The organism is Micromonospora sp. NPDC002389 (genome assembly GCF_040296095.1).
Classification (GTDB): domain Bacteria; phylum Actinomycetota; class Actinomycetes; order Mycobacteriales; family Micromonosporaceae; genus Micromonospora.
This window is the reverse complement of the sequence record NZ_JBEOWP010000029.1, coordinates 1-17158: the sequence shown is the minus strand read 5'-3', so window position 1 is coordinate 17158 and position 17158 is coordinate 1. Positions and strand designations below refer to the sequence as shown.

At 71.6% G+C, this 17158-nt stretch carries 15 protein-coding genes; 4 read left to right on the top strand and 11 right to left on the bottom strand.

The window, feature by feature from the left end; all coding sequences use genetic code 11:
• The first annotated feature begins 22 nt into the window (after window positions 1–22).
• The 3 genes from ABT008_RS29775 to ABT008_RS29765 all read left to right on the top strand — a co-directional run bounded on the left by ABT008_RS29775 (window position 23) and on the right by ABT008_RS29765 (window position 6720).
• The gene (locus ABT008_RS29775; protein ID WP_350700536.1) at window positions 23–2887 is read left to right on the top strand and encodes an AfsR/SARP family transcriptional regulator; all 2865 of its coding nucleotides are present in this window, start codon (window positions 23–25) and stop codon (window positions 2885–2887) included.
• 105 nt (window positions 2888–2992) lie between these two features.
• Window positions 2993–6106, top strand: coding sequence for a hypothetical protein (locus tag ABT008_RS29770; RefSeq protein ID WP_350700534.1), 3114 nt, complete (start codon window positions 2993–2995; stop codon window positions 6104–6106).
• A 128-nt stretch (window positions 6107–6234) separates the two neighbouring features.
• Window positions 6235–6720 carry a DUF1877 family protein gene (locus ABT008_RS29765; protein WP_350700532.1) on the top strand — a complete coding sequence of 162 codons (486 nt, stop codon included), beginning with the start codon at window positions 6235–6237 and terminating at the stop codon, window positions 6718–6720.
• 27 nt (window positions 6721–6747) lie between these two features.
• Here ABT008_RS29765 and ABT008_RS29760 read toward each other — a convergent pair whose 3' ends face one another.
• The 11 genes from ABT008_RS29760 to ABT008_RS29710 form a co-directional block, all read right to left on the bottom strand.
• Window positions 6748–7863 carry a MerR family transcriptional regulator gene (locus tag ABT008_RS29760; RefSeq protein ID WP_350700531.1) on the bottom strand — a complete coding sequence of 372 codons (1116 nt, stop codon included), beginning with the start codon at window positions 7861–7863 and terminating at the stop codon, window positions 6748–6750.
• Between the two features lie 145 nt (window positions 7864–8008).
• A complete protein-coding gene (locus ABT008_RS29755; RefSeq protein ID WP_350700529.1) occupies window positions 8009–8461 on the bottom strand; it encodes a hypothetical protein in 453 nt (150 codons plus the stop codon).
• A 262-nt stretch (window positions 8462–8723) separates the two neighbouring features.
• Window positions 8724–9323, bottom strand: coding sequence for a hypothetical protein (locus ABT008_RS29750; RefSeq protein ID WP_350700528.1), 600 nt, complete (start codon window positions 9321–9323; stop codon window positions 8724–8726).
• Window positions 9320–10654, bottom strand: coding sequence for a hypothetical protein (locus tag ABT008_RS29745; protein ID WP_350700526.1), 1335 nt, complete (start codon window positions 10652–10654; stop codon window positions 9320–9322). Before ABT008_RS29745 ends, ABT008_RS29750 begins: the two co-directional genes overlap by 4 nt.
• Window positions 10651–11451 carry an ABC transporter ATP-binding protein gene (locus tag ABT008_RS29740; RefSeq protein WP_350700524.1) on the bottom strand — a complete coding sequence of 267 codons (801 nt, stop codon included), beginning with the start codon at window positions 11449–11451 and terminating at the stop codon, window positions 10651–10653. Before ABT008_RS29740 ends, ABT008_RS29745 begins: the two co-directional genes overlap by 4 nt.
• Before the next feature lie 68 nt (window positions 11452–11519).
• Complete coding sequence (locus ABT008_RS29735; protein WP_350700522.1) at window positions 11520–12320, bottom strand: hypothetical protein; 801 nt, start codon at window positions 12318–12320, stop codon at window positions 11520–11522.
• On the bottom strand, window positions 12317–12874 hold the full coding sequence (locus ABT008_RS29730; RefSeq protein ID WP_350700520.1) for an RNA polymerase sigma factor: 558 nt from the start codon (window positions 12872–12874) through the stop codon (window positions 12317–12319). The genes ABT008_RS29735 and ABT008_RS29730 overlap by 4 nt, the downstream gene beginning before the upstream one ends.
• A 118-nt stretch (window positions 12875–12992) precedes the next feature.
• Complete coding sequence (locus tag ABT008_RS29725; RefSeq protein ID WP_350700518.1) at window positions 12993–13955, bottom strand: class I mannose-6-phosphate isomerase; 963 nt, start codon at window positions 13953–13955, stop codon at window positions 12993–12995.
• Window positions 13956–13961: 6 nt separating this feature from the next.
• Window positions 13962–15074, bottom strand: coding sequence for an ADP-dependent glucokinase/phosphofructokinase (locus ABT008_RS29720; protein ID WP_350700566.1), 1113 nt, complete (start codon window positions 15072–15074; stop codon window positions 13962–13964).
• Complete coding sequence (locus tag ABT008_RS29715; RefSeq protein WP_350700516.1) at window positions 15071–15295, bottom strand: hypothetical protein; 225 nt, start codon at window positions 15293–15295, stop codon at window positions 15071–15073. Before ABT008_RS29715 ends, ABT008_RS29720 begins: the two co-directional genes overlap by 4 nt.
• Window positions 15296–15365: 70 nt before the next feature.
• Window positions 15366–16613 carry a GAF domain-containing protein gene (locus tag ABT008_RS29710; RefSeq protein ID WP_350700514.1) on the bottom strand — a complete coding sequence of 416 codons (1248 nt, stop codon included), beginning with the start codon at window positions 16611–16613 and terminating at the stop codon, window positions 15366–15368.
• A gap of 202 nt (window positions 16614–16815) precedes the next feature.
• On the opposite strand from ABT008_RS29710, the gene ABT008_RS29705 reads away from it, so the two are divergent.
• Window positions 16816–17061, top strand: a complete 246-nt coding sequence (locus tag ABT008_RS29705) for a hypothetical protein (protein WP_350700512.1) — start codon at window positions 16816–16818, stop codon at window positions 17059–17061.
• Window positions 17062–17158 lie beyond the last annotated feature (97 nt).

Below are 17158 nucleotides of genomic sequence, written 5' to 3'. Positions count from 1 at the left end.
GACCGGTGGAGGTTGTCGGGAAGTGCCGCCAAGTCTTGAGTTCAAGGTGCTGGGCCCCCTGCAGGCGAAGCTGAACGGGGTCCCCGTCGACCTCGGCGGATTCCGCCAACGCAAGGTCCTCGCCTGTCTGGTCGCGGCGCGCGGTCGGATCGTTCCCACTGACCGGTTGATGGACCAGGTCTGGGACGACGCCGTCACCCCGACGCAGGCAACCCTGTTCGGCTACGTGGCGAGTCTGCGGCGGGCCCTGGAACCAGGCCGGGCGGCCCGCACTCCGGCGCAGGTGGTGGTCAGGGAAGGCCCAGGGTACGCGCTGCGGGTGCCGGCCGGTCTCGTCGACGCGGAACGGTTCACCGCCCTGGTGATGCGCGGCGACCGGCACACCTCGGCCGGCGACCACGACGCCGCGACGGCGGTACTCGACGAGGCGTTGGCATTGTGGCGAGGTCCGGCCTACGCCGACTTCGTCGACTCCGAGTTCGCCGTAACCGAGGTGGCGCGGCTCGACGCACTGCACGCAACGGCCCGCGAACAGCGCCTGGCGGCGGCGCTTGCCGGCGGCAACCAAGGCAGTGTCGTCGGCGACCTGGAGGCGCTCGTACTCGACCAGCCGCTGCGTGAGCGCGGCTGGGAGTTGCTGGTGCTGGCGTTGTACCGGGCCGGACGGCAGGGAGACGCGCTCGCCGCCCTACGTCGTGCCCGTGAGCGCATCGTGTCCGAGCTCGGCGTCGATCCCGGGCCGGGATTGCGCCGGTTGGAGGCTGAGGTACTGCGCAACGACGCGTCCCTCGATCCGCGTCCGACGCCGTACCGAAGGTTGCCGAACGTGGCACCACCCCGCCGCAACGTACCGGCCGGGCTGTCGTCCTTCATCGGTCGACGCGGCGAGCTGGCGACCCTCGGACTGGCGGTCACCGGTCATCGTCTGGTCACGGTCGTCGGGCCGGGCGGGGTCGGCAAGACCCGGCTGGTGTTGGAGCACTGCCGGGAACGGAACGACCCGGACGGTCCGTGGCTCGTCGAGCTGGCCAGTCTGCACGATCCGACCGAGGTCGTCCGTGCGGTGTCGGACGTCTTCGCGCTGCCGGGCGTGAGCACCGCCGAACACCTCGCTCAGCGGCTCGCCGACCGGAAGGCGCTGCTGGTGGTCGACAATGCCGAGCATCTCGTCGCGGCGGTCGCCGACCTAGCCCGTAGCCTGCTCGGAAGGTGTCTGGGGTTACGCTTGGTCGTCACCGGCCGGCAACCGCTCGGCGTACCCGGTGAGGCGGTCATGGAGCTGGCGCCGCTCGGTTTGGACGACGCCGTCGAGTTGCTGTCGGACCGAATCGCCGCGGCCACCTTGACGCATCCGGACAGAGAGCCGGACCGGGTCTTGGCCGCACAGGTCTGCCGCGACCTCGACGGTCTGCCGCTGGCGATCGAGTTGGCAGCCGCCCAGTGCCGGGCGCTGTCCCTGCGGGAGATCGCTTTTCAACTGGACGACCGGCTCGCTCTGCTCGGTGACGGGTCGCCCGACCAGGACCACCGGCACGCCACCGTCCGAAACGCGATCGACTGGAGTTACCGACTACTCACCGCGCCTGAACAGACATTGTTTCGACAGCTCACCGTCTTCGACGGGGCTTTCGACCTGGACGCCGTCCGGCAGGTCGGGGGCGACGCCGAGGTGCCCGACCCGGTGCCGGTCCTGCTGGCGCTGGTCCGTAAATCGCTGGTTGCCGCCGACCCCGACACCACCCCGCGCCGCTATCGGATGTTGGAGCTGGTTCGCGAGTACGCGAACGCGGCGCTCACCGAGGCAGAACGGGACCGGGCGTCAGCGCGACACCGACGGTGGCTGCTCGGGTTGGTCGAGATCGGAGAACAGCGGCTGCCGACCGCCGACGGTACCGGATGGCTGATGCGGCTCAGCGCGGAACGCGACAACATCAGGGCCGCGCTGACGTCCGCACTGGCCACCGATGACGTGTTGCTCGCGGCGCGGATCTGCGGCGCGCTCGCCTGGTTCTGGTACCGGACCGGCCAGATCGCGGAAGGGCTACGCTGGGGCGGTCGTACCCTCACCGCGCTGGACGCGCGTGCGACCGACGCCGCGACCGGCTCAGCGGAGTGGACGCTGGCTCGAGCCCGGTTGTTGATGGCGATCGGTGGCTGTGCCTACCTCAGCGGTGACCACCACGGTAGCGTGGCCGCGTTGGGTGAGTCCGCTCGACTCTGCGCCCAGGTCGGTGCCCGGCACCCGCACACGACCGCCGTGATCTACCTGGCATCGGTGACCGCCATCGGCGGCGACATCCCCGGTGCCCTTCCCCTGGCCGATCAGGCGGTGCGGCTGGCGGACCTGGTCGGCGAACCGTGGGCGCAGGCCGAGGCGCTGACCGTCCGCAGTCAGCTCAGCCGCGCCTGCGGTGACCTCCCCCGGGCGCGCGACGAGTTGGCGCGGGCGAACACACTGGCCCGCTCCTGTGGTCATCAGTGGGCGGCGCTCTCCTCGGCGTGGATGCAGGGCAAGGTCAGTGTGGACCTCGGTGAGCCGGACCGAGCGCTGCACATCCTGACCGACATGCTCCGGGAGACCGACCCTCGGCTCGACCGGTCGAGCTGGCTGGCCCTGGTGCACTCGGTGGCGGGCGCGCTCGGCCGCACCGGCCGGGCCGGTACGGGGGCGGTACTGCTCGGCGCCGTTGAGACCCTCGGCGCGAGCATCGGCTACCACCCGGAGCAGATGGATCCGCATGACGCACCTGGCAACACTGCCGCCGTGGCCGCCGCCATGGACCCCGCCGACTACCGGGCCGCTCGGGCTCGCGGCACCGGTCTGACCTGGTCCGGCCTGACCTGCCTGCTCATCGACGAAGGGCTCGTGCCGACCGCTTCCCAGTGACTTCCCATCAGTCTCGCAGTGCCGGACGTCACGGTGGGGCGTTCGCGTCCGGCCGCACCGACCGTGTGCGGTCGACGCTGTCCACAGCAGATTGGGGAAGTGAACGTGTCACCCACCACGCGGGCCGGCGGCAAGATCCCGCCGTCGCGCGTCAGCATGAGAAAAGGCACCGCCCTGCGGCGACGGGTCGCCGTCGTCTTCGTCACCGTCCTCTCGCTGCTCCTCGGCAGCGCCGTTGTCGTCCGCGCCGACGACACCGGCGACTGGGACCCGCAACAGGCCCGCGACCGGCTCTTCTCCCTGCACATGCGGATTCACGACCGCGGCCAGCAGGGCATTCAGGACATGATCGTCTCGGCCGCCCTGCGGGACTGGCGGGCGAGCCACCCACAGGCGACCGCCGCCCAACTCCGAGACATGATCATCCGGTTCAACACCGCGGTCAGCAACGAGTACGCCGGCATGCCGAGCACAGAGTCGACCGCCTACAGCTATGTGATCAAGGGAATCGAGGCGATCTCCGGCCTCCCGGGTGTAAGCTTCGTCACCCCCGCCCTGCGGGTGCTGTTGGAGAGCACCTGGGGTGACCAGCTCGCCTCCGAACAGCTCTACCGGCATCAGGTGACCGGCGCCTACCAGAACTACCTTTACCTGGAACGGTTCTACACCGTGCAGGACCGGGAGTGGGGTGAGATCACCCGACTCGGGCAGCAGGACCCGGCCTTCGCCGAGGCGTGGGACGGGTTCATCGGCGCCCGGGTCGGTATTCGGCTGAACGCCACGTGGGGCGAGATGCTCGCCGATCCGCTGCTCGCCTCCTTCATCAACGCCGAGGCGCTCAACCAGATGATGACCCAGCAGCGGGCGTCCACCACGGAGCTGCTCGACATGGCGCGGCAGGGCTTCGCGCGGATCAACGCCGACACCGAGGCGCTCCGCGAGGAGCTGGTGCGGATGTCGACGAAGTATCCACACGGTCCGGGGCCCAAGCCGACCCCGCAGGACTACACCCGGGCCCTGTCCGAGGCCGAGGACCGGCAGGTCGCCATCGACGGTGCCGGTGCCGCGCTGAACTTCGTCGCCACCCTGATCGGGTTCGCGGACAAGAAGGCGGCCAAGGAGATCTCCACCGTCGGCGGCGCGGCGCTGACGATCGCGACCGCCATCAACGAGTACATCCCGAAGGTCGCCGGCCTGGACGTCTTCGAGGCGCTCAGCTCGATCGGGACCGCCGCTCTCGCCGGCAACCTGCTCGGCGCCGCGATGTCGCTCACGTCGGTCTTCTTCGGCAGCGGTCCCAGCCCGGAACAGATGATCCTCGACCAGATCGCCGCCATGCGTCAGGAGATGCGGGAGCTGGGCACCCGGATGGAGACCCGGTTCGACGCCATCGAGCAGGCGTTGGTCGTCATCTTCGACGAGATGCTGGTCCAGTTCGACCGGCTCCGGGGCGACATCCGCGACGTCCGCGCCCGCCTCGACTCGATCCAGTCCATCCTGCTGGGCCTCGACTCGAAGGTCAGCGCGTTGGCGGTCAGCACCCACGCCGCGTTCGAGGAGAACGCGATGCACGACTTCAAGTTGCAGGCCGAGACCTATCTCGGGTACGAGGCGAAGTCCGGCCGTCCGCTGGACAACTTCGATTTCTACTGGCCGGCGGTCTCCACGTTCTTCCACTACGGCAAGGAGAAGTCGGCCGCCAGCGGGCTCTCCGTCACCACCAGGGATGTCGGCTCCCTCGGCGTGGACGGGGTGCGGACCCACACGCCGAACGGCTCGATGCTGCTGCTCGCCCGGCTGGCCCGCGGGTACGACCCGCAGTTCCCGATGCCCGCCGTGCCGACCAACTACGGGGTCCCGAACGCCGGGGTGTGGTCGGCCGCCTCCCGTGCCTACATCGCCATGACCGAGCAGAACGCCGCGTTCGCCCGCACCGGTACACCGCAACGGGCAATTGACCTGCAGAACACCGGTCAGGACATCCTGGCGGTCGCCCGCAGCTTCAGCGATCCCACCGAAGCCGGTGGCACCAATCTCCTCTTCACCAAACTGACCCAGTCGTACGGGACGGACCTTACGGCGCTCACCGGTGCGCTCGGCGACATCCGCAAAGAGGTCGGGATGAACGGGAGCTACGACCCGTTCGGCCACGCCAACCAGACACCCCCGGGTCGGGTGGCGGCGGTCGACACGATGCGCACCTGCGCCACCAATGCCAGGCCCCTGCCGGTGCCGAGCAACGGGGTGACGGCGAACCTGCCGCACTCGTACCACACCGCGTACACCCTGTTGCCACAGGCGGCACAGCCGGCGTTCAAGACCTGTTTCGACGCTGTCTACGAGAACCCGGAGTTCTACGAGGCCGGTTACGAGACCGGCACCACCGCCGACGTACGGGTCACCATCCGGCTGCACGTCCAGTGGCCGGGTGGCCAGTGGCGGGAGGCACGCAGACTGGTCCACGTCGGCTCCGCCGGCAAGGTCGAGTGGTACAACTCCAAGACCGGGTTCCGCCGGAGCATCGCCCCCGACGAGGCGGTGTCCAACCTCTGGGCAAGCGGCCTGCGGACGGGCGTGGAACGGCACGCCCAGATCTCGAACGTCGCCGCCAGCGAGGACGACGCCTGGCTGCGGGCCACCGCAGCCCTGCACGGTCGGCAGAAGTACTACTACCAGCGGGTGCTCACCGACCTGAACTCTCCGGCGACCCCGCTCGCTCGGGCGTACGCGAAGCTCAACGACACCCTGCTGCTCCTGCAGGCGTACAGCCAGGTCGGTTGGGCCAAGGCGCTGCGCACCAATGAGACGCTGAACGGCCTGCTCTTCGGCGGACAGCACCTCCCGGGCGCGTTCACCCTGCCGGGTACCGGCGATTCCGATCACCTCGCCGAGGCGATGGCGGGCGCGCTGAAGGCGTACGACGCGTGCCGGCCGGAGACGATGGGTGGTGCGTGCGCGTACAACGACTGGTTCTCACCGCGAGGCCACGCCCCGGCGCAGTTCGGTGTGGACTGCCCGGCCGTGACGGTGCCCGGAATGCCGGGCGATCCGGTCGGCGACTGCGTGGCCATCCAGGCAACCCAGCGTCTGGCCGACCTACAGGCGCAATACCAGGTGCAGTCACAGCGCCTCAAGGCCGGTGACTACGTCGAGGGGCCGCCGGAGATCGAAGAGGTGATCTCACACCTCAAGGTCTCGGACGCGTTGCTGCGCCGTTGACATCCGGATCGCCCCTCGCCTCGGGTCGGTGACTGTCCGACGGGGGAACGGGTGGGCATCCGGCATCAGCCGGGTGCCCACCCGCCGTTCCGATCGGGGACGGTTGCGGTGCCCCGTACGATCCCGGCATGCTGGGAGTGCATTTCGCCGTCGCGGCGGACACGGAACGCGCACTGCTCGTGGCCGCCGATCAAGGCGACAGCGGCGGCGTGGGTGAGATCCTCGAGAGCATCGAGGAGTCGTGGACAGACGGCGAGTTGACGGCGGACACCGACAAGGCGTGGGACGCCGTCCACCGCTGCCTGACCGACGGCACCCTCGACCCGGACGCCGGCACGTACCCGTTGTCCCACACGGTGCTCGGCGGGCGGCACCTACACGACCAGTACTACGTCGTCTACGTCAGCGCCGCCGAGGTGCGGGAGGTCGCCGACGCCCTGCGCGAGGTGCAACCGGCGTGGCTGCGTCGACGCTTCGATGCCGTCGACGATCCGAGTTACCTCGGTGCCCAGGACGACGCGGACTTCGCGTACACCTGGGACGGCTTCACCGAGATCAGAGCCCTCTATGAGCGCGCCGCCGCCGGACGCGCGGTCGTCTTCACCGCGACCTGAGCCGATCCCCACTGCGGGTGGTGAGCCTCAGGCCACGAGAAGTCGCAGGCCCAGCTCGGCCGCGTCGAGGTCGGTGAGTTCGCGGTTGCGTTCGGCCCACCGGCCCGAGGACAGGTCCTGCCGGAGGGCGCGTACGGCCCGCTGCTCGGCCGCCGGACCGACCCGGGTCCACACCGACACCGCCCGACGGACCTGCTCCTCCAGGTACGCCTCGGGTCGACGCCAGTACGCCTCGAAGAAGCCGTCGGCGCAGTCCCACGGGACGAGCACCGGCTCGATGCGGGCCCCGATCGCGCGGGCCAGCTCGTCCACCGAGGGGCGGCCGACCACCAGGCCGGCGACCTCGGGCAGGTAGTCCCGGCTGAGCCAGAACCGCTGACGCCAGCCGGTGTCGCTGGCGTCGTGCGTGAACACCACGACGCGACGGGCCACCCGCCGCATCTCGCGCAGCCCGGCGATCGGGTCGTGCCAGTGGTGGACGGTGCTGAAGGCCAGCGCCGCGTCGAACGCCCCGTCCGCGAAGGGCAGGTTCTCGGCGCTGGCGGCCACACACGGCGCCGCGTCCACGGCACGCTGCGTCCTCATTGTCGCCGAGGGTTCCACCGCGGTGACCGCACGATCGACGGGTTCGTACGAGCCGGTGCCCGCCCCGACGTTCAGCACCGTGCGGGCGTCACCGAGCGCTTCCCAGACCCGCGCGGCAATGCGCGGCTCGGTGCGTCGCGTCGCCGGGTACGCGGACCCGATGGACTCGTACAACTGCGCGCCGCTGACCCGCAGATGCTGCTCCGGCGTCATGCTGATGCCCATCGCCCGCGCCTCCAGTTCCCTGTCGATGGCGGCGATCGTGGCGGTGGCCCGGTCCCGTTGTGCCAGCAGCAGGCCACGCAGCCGATGCAGATGGGCGACCGCGTCGCTGGTCGGGTCGTCGACCAGAGCGGCGATCTCCCGCAGACCGAAGCCCAGCCGCCGGTAGGCGAGCACCTCCCGCAGCCGTTCCACGTCGCCCGCGGAGTAGGCCCGGTGGCCGGCGCTGGTCCGGGCGACCGGTCGCAGCAGGCCGATCTCGTCGTAGTGGTGCAGCGTCCGGACGCTCACGCCGGCCATCCTCGCCACACGTCCGACGGTCAGGTGCTCGGTCACCTCGTCGACGATGCGGCATGACGTCACGTGAGGTGCAAGGGTTTCCGGGTCGGTGTCCGCCCGCGAGCGCCTCGCCCAGGGGTGAACGGCTGTGCGGGATCGGGGCGATGGCGACCGAGTACGTCGGCGGGTTGGTGTCGTCGGGCTAGTGCGACGGTGTCGGGACGCCGGGCCGGCCGATGGTTCGAGTCGGCGTGCCCCTCGTCCGTGCCGCCAGGACGGCGAGCGCGGTGAGGCTGACGAGTACGGCCAGGACGGCGACCGGACCGCCCGACCCGAGCGCGGGCATGACCGCCGGAACCGTCCCGTCGAAGAAGCTGCTCGCGTCGTCGTACCCGCTGGCGATGACGACGGCAGAGCCGGCCGCGACAAGTCCGGCCGCCCCGCTGACCGCGAGGGGTCGGCGTGCGGGGGGCCGCAGCAGTGCCCACAGCGCCGCGCCGTACAGGACGATGACGGCGGCGAGATGGACGAACCAGCCCGGGAATCGGTGCAGCGGTATGTCGATGCTGCCGTAGCGGGCCCACGGCAGCACCAGGACCGCCAACAGGTTGCCGAGAGCACCGACGATGACGGCGATCCGGATTGCCACTCTCATCTCCCATCCTTCGCGTGCGCCGACGTGGCGGAGGCTCACGTCCGCCACGCCGGCGACCGGTCACGAGGTCTAAAGCGAGACGCCCAGCGCGGCGGTCGCCGCAGGTACCTGACCCGCACCTTGGCCTGGCTGTTGGTCTCGATGAGAGCCGCGTCGTTGACGTTGTTCTCGCTCTCGACCGAACCGAGGTGAACCTCCATGACGAGCAGCACGAGTTCGATGTCCTCGAAGGGTATCCATCACTCGCCGAACCGGTGAGGCCTCAGGGGATCGACTCGGTGGCTTCCCTGCGGGCCGGGCCGGCCAGCGAGTAGGCGATCAGCCCGCCGAGGGCCAACACCGCCGCCGTCACCGTTGCCGCAGTGCTGTCGGTCGGCTGGCCCTGCCAGGTCAGGACCGCTCCCCCGGTGCCCGCCTGGGGATACATGACCGCGACGCTGGTCCAGCCCAGCGGCAGGAACCACGATCGACCGGCGCCCACCACCGTCGCACACAGCGCCGTCAGTCCGAGCAGGCCCGCGGCGTCGCGGAACACCAGCGTGGCCGGCCCGAAGCGGGCCCCGGTGTACCGCGTGGCGACCAGGGCCAGCAGGACCACCAGCAGGCCGGCCAGCAGGTGCGCCGCGCGCCGCGGCGGCCATCGCAACGAGGCGGTCCGGTCCAGGTTCTCGTCGGGTGCGGCCAGGGTGGCCGAGAGCACCGCGACCATCAGCAGGACCGTCAGGACGACCGTCGTCGGGGCGACGTCGCGTTCGTCGGCGATGGTCAGCCACAGCGTCCAGATCACCGCCGCGCCGCCGAGGGCCACGGCCAGGGCCAGGGGTACGCGCCGGGAGCGCAGGTACAGCAGCGTCCAGGTCACCGAGTGCTCCGGGACAGCAGTTCGCTCGTGTCCTCGCAGGCCCGTTTGGCGTCACGGACCGCCGTCACCCGGGCCAGCGCCTCCTCGGCGGAGACCTCGCGCAGACCGTGCCAGAGGGCGAGCGCCTCGGGGTTGAGTTCGGGGTCCTCCTGGATCATTCCGGGGATGAGTCCGACGTCGGACTGCGGCTCGCGGCCCAGCAGCCAGTACGCCGCCGCCCGTTCGACCGCCTCGTGGTGTTGCCGGCATTCGATGTCGATGGGGACGCCCAGCCCTCGGACGACCTCGACGGCCACGACACCCGGGTGTGCGAGTCCCCCGTACCTGTCGATCCGGACCGGTACCTCGACGACGTCGTCGCGGGACGGCGTGGCCCCGCCGCGCCCGTACGTGGAGGTGTCCTCGTGCACGGCGGTCGGGGCGTCCGGGAGTTTCGCCAACGCCGCCAGACCTTCGCGGGCCAACGGGGTCAGGTCGTCGAGGACCTTGGTGTTGACCCGGCTCACGCACACCGTCGGGGCATCGTCGGTGCACACCAGTTCCCGGGCGATCGGGTCCACCGGCGCGTCGAGCACGGCCGGGTCCCGGGGCACGACCGCCACTGCCGCGGCGAGCCCGAGCAGCACCGGGACCAGCGCCGCCGTACGGGTCCGCCAGCCACCGGCGACGAACAGCACCAGGCCGGCGACGGCGAGCAGGGCAAGCCAGATCGCCAGCGCACCGCTGACCCGGTTGTCGATCGTCTGGTACGCGTGGAACTGGCTCGTGCCGTAGATCGGGGACACCGCCGCAGCCAGCCAGTCCGGGCGGATGAACATGCTGATCGAGACGATCAGGACGCCGGCCACGCCCAACGCGGGCGCGGTCGCGGGAACGGGTAGCAGACGCCCGATCCCCAGACCGAGCCAGGCCGCGGCGATCAGGGACAGCACGCCGACGCCGGTGACGACGGCGAAGCCGAGCAGGGGCAGATAGCCGGCGCTGGTGCCGATCCGGGCGGCACCCGCCGCGGTCACCAGCAGGTAGGCGGTGCCGAGGGCGAGGGCCATCGCGCCGAGAACCGGCACCATCCGCTGGACACGGGGCCGGGCGGTGGTGCCGAAGAGTTCACCGACGTTCGACCGGTGTTCCCGACGGCCCTGCCAGGCGCCTGCGGCCAGCGCCAACGGCCACATCAGCAGCAGGTACTCGCGGGTGATGAGAGCCAGCGACATCCAGCCGCCGGACCAGCGGGCCGGGGCGACATACAGTGCGCCGATTCCGGCGAGCACGGTGATCAGCGCGGCACCGAGCGCGGCGGAGCGGCGTAGTTCGACTCCCAGGATGCTCATCGGGCGGCCTCCGCCCGGTGCCGGCGCAGGACGGCGGAGTAGCCCCGCTCGGTCGGGCTGTCGCCCGGGTGGCTCTGGTCGCCCTGGGCGCTGAGCGCCTCGGCGGTGCCCTGCCAGACCAGGCGCCCCTCGTTGACCATGACCACGTCGGTGCAGGCCGCCGCCACGTCCTCGACCATGTGCGTGGAGACCAGGACGCAGCTGTCGGTGCCGAGGTCGCGCAGCAGTTCGCGGAAGTCGAGTCGTTGTTCCGGGTCGAGGCCGACGGTGGGTTCGTCGAGCAGCAGGAGCTGCGGGTCGTTGACGATGGCCTGGGCGATGCCGGCGCGGCGCAGCATGCCGCCGGAGAGGGTCTTCAGCCGGGCGTCGGCCCGGTCGGTCAGGCCGACCCGGTCGACGGCCCGCTGGACCGCCGCCGGGATCGTCGCCTTGGGCATCTCCTTGAGCCAGGCCATGTATCCGACGAACTCCCGCACGGTGAAGCGCGGATAGAAGCCGAAGTGCTGCGGCAGGTAGCCCAGGCCACGGCGGACCGCCCGCAGGTCGGCGCGGCCGTCGACCGGGTGTCCGAGCAGCGTCAGACGCCCGGCGGCCGGCGCGAGGACGGTGGCCAGGGACCGCATCAGCGTGGTCTTCCCGGCGCCGTTGGGGCCGAGCAGTCCGTGGACCCCGATGTTCAGGGCCAGGTCGAGGCCGTCGACGGCCAGGCGCCGTCCGGCGCGGACCCTCAGTCCCTCGGCGTGGACAGCCCAGGGATCAGTGGTGACGGCCGTTTCGGCCGCGCTCAGGGCACGCATCGGCATCCTCCTTCGTTCGGGGTCGGTGGAGCGGGACGCGGCGTCGCGCGTCCGTGGGCGGAGAGGTGTTACTGCTGGGCGAGTCGTCGGAGCCCGTCGGCCCGCAGCAGCGCGGTGAGGGTCAGGGCGACCGTGGTCAGTGCCCAGATGCCGGTGCTCTCCTCGGTCAGCACCAGTGGCGTACGGGCGGCGGCGATGCTGGGTGTGATCACCGCGAGCGTCCAGACCGCGACCAGTCCGATCGCGGCCCGACGGACGCCGACGAGACTGCCCAGCGCCAGCGTGGCGGCGGTGAACGTCAGGCAGGGCAACAGCGTCAGCGCCGGTGGCACGCCGGTGCCGTAGCCGGCGAGGGCGAGGGGTGGGATGACGACCACCAGCACCGTCGCGGTGCGTCGCAGCAGGGTCGTCAAGCCGGCGCCGGGGGTGGTGGCGATCAGTTCCCAGGCGGGATCGGCCCGGCGGTGCCAGGCGACCGCGACGCCGGGCAACGGGGCCAGCGGCGCGAGCAGCAGCACCAGCGACGGCAACTCGGTCCACAACTCGCTGAGCACGACGGCGCAGGCGAGTACCGCGGCGGTCATGGCCAGCCAGGGGACGAGCGTGCCGGCCAGCCAGCGGCGGCGCAGCACCGTCCAGGACCGGCTGCGGGCGGCCGGGGCCGGCGACGCGGCGATCTCCCGGTCCAGGGTGGCGGCGACCTGGGCGAGGACGGTACGCGTGTCGACGGTGGTGCTGCCGGCCAACCGGGCCCGACAGTCGGCGCAGTCCTCCAGGTGCACCTCGACGGCCCAGACGCTGGGTTCGTCGAGGCGGGGGTCGGCGGTGGCGTACCGCTCGATCTGGGTGAGGGTCGGGTGGGGAGTCATGACAGGGCCTCCCGTAGCGCGATCCGGGCTCGGCGGACACGGGACTTGACGGTGTTCTCGGGTACGCCCAGCAGCACGGACGCCTCTCGGGGCGAGAGCCCGTCCAGGACGGTGGCACGCAGGGCGGCACGGACCTCGGGCGGCAGGGCGAGCAGCGCCTGTTCGAGTTCCTGTCCGATCCGGGCCGCCATCACCTCGTCCTCGGCGGCGGGTGCCGTGGTCGGCGTCAGTGGCACCTGCGGCAGTTGCGCCGTGCGGGCCCGGCGACGGAACGCGTCGACCAGTCGGTGGGCGGCGATGGTCCACAACCAGCCCACAGCGGTACCCCGCGCCGCGCCGCCGTTTCCGGTCCGGACTCCGGCGAAGGTGCCCGAGGCCCGCCAGACGGTCAGGTACGTGTCCTGGAGGACCTCGGCGACGATGTCGGGGTCCGCGCACCGGCGACGCAGGCGCACCTCCAGCCACGGCGAGGTACGCCGATACAGCTCGTCGAAGGCCCGCCGATCACCACGGGCGACGCGCCGCACGAGTTCGCCCTCGTCCGCTGCGTCCATGCCGGTACTCACACCGGGTAAGACGACGGGCGGACCGCGATGGGGTCCCGGTTTCCTGTGACGGCCATCACATCGGCGCGCGGCGATTCGGTTCTCCTCGGCCGGCGGTGATCGTCGATCAGGCAGCCCGTCGGAGTGATGGTGCCGCCAGCCGGATCACCTCGACGGGACCGTCGACGCGCAGCGGGCCGGCGGCGTACGGGACCAGCAGGGTATCGCCCCGTCGCAGCATCAGGTCGTCGTGCTCGCCGGTCAGCCTGCCGTCCCCGGCGACCACGACCAGGACACTGAAGCCCGGCTCCAGTCGGTCGCCGCCGTGCAGCCGTCCGGCGGTGAAGAACTCGTCGGCGGCCTCGGGCAGCAGCCGGTGCCCGCCGCGCAGCCGGTCGAGTCGGTCCGGTGTCCACCTGCTGCGGTCGACGCACTGCAGGGCGAGGTCGTAGCCGATCCCCAGGTGGCCGTCGGCGAGGCCGAAGCTCTCGTACTCGAGCAGCACGGAGAAGTCGGTCGGCTCCTGGACCTCGACGAGCAGGATGCCGTCGCCGATGGCGTGCGGCAGGCCGGCCGGGCAGAGGATCGCGTCGCCGGCCGCCACCGGGATCCTGTTGGTGGCGTCGAGCATCTCGGCGGTCCGCTGCCCGGTCACCCAGCCGGCCAGTTCGTCGGCGGGCACGTCGCGGGAGAAGCCGAGGTGGACGTACGCGCCGGGGCGGGCCGAGACGATCACCCAGGCTTCGGTCTTGCCGTACGGCGAGGCCAGGTGGGCGGTGGCGAACCGGCGGTCCGGATGGACGTGCAGCGGCAGGCGTTGGCCGGCGTCGAGCAGTTTGACGAGTACGCCCGTGTCGGTGCGTCCCGGTCCGAGCCACCAGCGCGGGTCGGCGGCGATCGCCTCCGCCAGCACGCGCCCGTCGGCGAGCGTGGACAGCCCGGACGGGCCCAGGCCGAACCGGGTGGTCACCGAGCCCACCCAGTCCTCGGGGCGGTCGGGCGACGCGGGCACGGTGCGGAAGTCGGCGATCCGGCCGGCGCCCCGATAGAAGGTCTCCGGCTGGTTGGCGGATAGGACCTCGACGGTCATCGGCGGTCAGTCCGTTCGTGGTGGGGGTGGCGGGGCGGTCGCGCCCGTCGCGGCGAGCGCGGCGAGGAAGCCGCCGACGAACGTGTCGCCCAGGCCGACCGTGGTGGGGTTCGGGACGTCGAGTGCGAAGCCGGGTACGCAGTGCACGGTGTCGCCCAGGCGGGTGCGCACCGCGGCGGCGAAGGCCAACGACTCGGGCCGGCGGGGCCGGGCGCGCAGGCGGGCGACGTCGGTGTCGGTGACGTCGTCGCCGTGGCAGTAGCGGGCGGCGGCCATGACGGTGCCGGTGTCGAGGGCGTCGGCGTAGCGGGTCGCGGCGGGACCGAACGCGGCGGCCCAGTACTTCGTGTGCAGGACCAGCGTCGGTGCCGGGATGAGCCGGTGCAGCGCGGTGAGCGCGTCCGCGACCTCGTCCGGGGAGAGCAGGTCGACGGGGTGGCCGAGGTACGACTGCATCTCGTCCTCGTTGAGGCCGTACACGTCGATGACGTCGAGCAGCGCGTCCCGGACCTGGCCGCTGAACGCGGGCTCGTGGTAGGCCGCGTCCTCGAAGTAGGTCACCGCCCCGGGCGGCAGGTGGCGCAGGTGGGCGCGCAGTTCGGTGAGCCGGTCGTCGAGTTGTGCCGAGGAGCGCATGGCGTTGAACCCGGAGATCAGGAACACCTCCGCGCCGCTCAGCCGGTGGCCGAGGTCGTCGCTGAGCAGCATGGTGCTGTTGGCCGGGTCGTTGACGTAGATCAGCCGGTTCGGGTGCGGCGCGGTGATGTCGAGCCGGTCGGTGCGGATCCGCAGGCCCTGGTCGTACTGGACGATGAGGTGCGGATAGAAGGTGTCCTCGGTGGCGGTGGTGAAGTGGTCGCTGTCGTGCGGCAGGAGCCGGCGGACGGTGTCGTTGACGGTGACCAGGTGCAGCGTCGACGGTATGCCCAGTCGGCTCATCAGGATCCCGGCCCGCACGGAGGTGCCGCCCAGGGCCACCCGGTGCGGAAACCGGCGGGCGAAGGTCTCCAGCACCGGGGCGGAGGCGACGAAGTGTTCGCCGCCTCCGCCCCTGGCGACGTAGCCGAGGATCGACACCACGAGGTCTCGCTCGCTGGTCACCGGCGTCGACGCGGTCAGGTCGGCGGCGACGATGTCGTAGTCGTCGACCAGGCGCGCCAGCGGACCCCGGCGGCGTACGCCTGGTCGAGGAGTTCGGCCGCACGCGCGCGCAGCGCCTCGACGGTCCGCTCGGCCGGCAGGTCCGCGGCGCGTCCGAGATTGATGTAGCCCGGACGGCCGACGGCCGCCAGTCCGAGCCCGATCCGGGAGCCTGCGGCCAGGCGCGCGATGGTTGCCATCACCCCATCCAACACGGCAGGCCGCGCGCCGTCGTCGCCACCCGCGTCGCTCCCGGCCGGCCCGGCCGGTTCAGCGGCGCAGATAGGCGGCGAGCCCGCCGAGTTCCTCGTTGGCGATGAACACCGAACGGACGTTGATGATGGCTTCCTCGACGTGAGCGGGGCAGCCCCACGCAGCGTCGCCCCAGGAGTCGGCGATCTTGATCTCGGCCGGTGCGACGCATCCGGCCGTACCGCCGAGTTGGCAGCGTTCGGGATGCGGCACCGCGACCTGCGCGGCGGCGGCCGACCGCATCCGGGCGTTGAGTTCCGCGGCGGCGGCAGCGCGTTGCTCGGCCTCGGCGCGGAGTTCGCGCTCGGCGCGGATCGCCTTGGCCAGTTCGTCGTGCGCAGCCGTGGCGCGCTCCTCGGCGGCCTTCTGCGCCCGCTCGATGTGGTGGCGTTCGATGGCCAGCGCCGCGGTGCCGGCGAACAGCCGGGCGATGGCGAGGTCGGTGTCCTGCGGCACGCGTGGGGTGCGGTGGTACATGGCGAAGGTGCCCAGCAGTCCACCGTCGCGGGCCAGGATCGGCGTGGACCAGCAGGCGGCCAGTCCGGCCCGGTCGGCCAGGGGGCGGAACTCGCTCCAGAACGGGTCGGTGGCGATGTCGGTGACGACGACCGGCTGCCGCCGATGGGCTGCGGTGCCGCAGGAACCGACGCCGTCGCCGGTGGCGATGCCGTCGATGGCCTCGTTGTAGAAGTCCGGCAGGCTGGGCGCGGCACCGTGGCGCAGGTGCCGGCCGTCGGGGTCGGCCAGCAGGACCGAGACGAACACCTCCTGCGGAGCGAGGTTCTCGATGCAGCGGGCCATCCCGTCGAGCACCTCGGTCAGCGGTGCCTGACGGGCGATCTGCTCCAGCAGTGCGCGGTGTTCGGCCATCAACCACTGGGCGTGCTTGACCTGGGTGGTCTCCACACCGATCACCCGGATCCCGGTCACCGTGCCGTCGGCGTCACGGCGTGGTTCGTAGGTGAAGTCGAAGAAGGTCTCCCGGGCGTGTGGGCCGGTGCCCAGCACGACCCGGACGTCACGTCCGGTGTAGGACTCCCCCGCGCGGTAGACCCGGTCCAGCAGGTCGATGAAGCCCTGACCGGCGAGTTCGGGCATCAGGTCCGCCAGCGGGACCCCGGTGCGTGCGCGTTCCTGGCCGATCGTGGTGAAGAACGCCGGGTTCGCGGCCTCCAGCACGTGCGTCGGCCCGGCCAGCGAGGCGAACACGGCGATGGACTGGCCGAACAACGTACGCAGGTCGTCCTCTGCCGCGGGCGTGGTCACTGCCGGACCCGCAGCAGCAGGCCGCCGGCCCGATACCGCCGTCATGATGTGTGGTCCGCCCCTCGCCGTCGATCCTGTCCGAGCGCTATCAACCTACGGGACGGCGCCCACCCGCTCACAGGTCGTGGCCATGCTGCCGCTCCGGGGGCACCGGCGGCCCGAGTGACCCGGGCGGACTGCCGGTCGGCGGGGGCTGGCCTGGTTGGCCCGACTGGACCTCTCACCCCGACAACTCTGGCGACCCGGGCAGCGGCGGGAACACCGGCGGTGGGCCCCCGGTCTCCCCGGCCTCGATCCGGTGGACCCGGGCACGCCGAGCGATCCCCCGATCGAGAGCGGACTGCTGGGCGCACTGCCGGTGCTGCCGACCAGGCCGGTCGGCGGGAACACCCCGGGCAAGAAGAACGACAAGAACAGCTTCTCGATCGACATCGGCTCTTTGAACTGACCGGTGTCGGGGGGGGGGGGGGGGGGGGCCCCCCCCCCCCCCCCCCGGGGGGGGGGGGGCCCCCCCCGGGGGCGGGGGGGGGCGGATAAACCAAGAA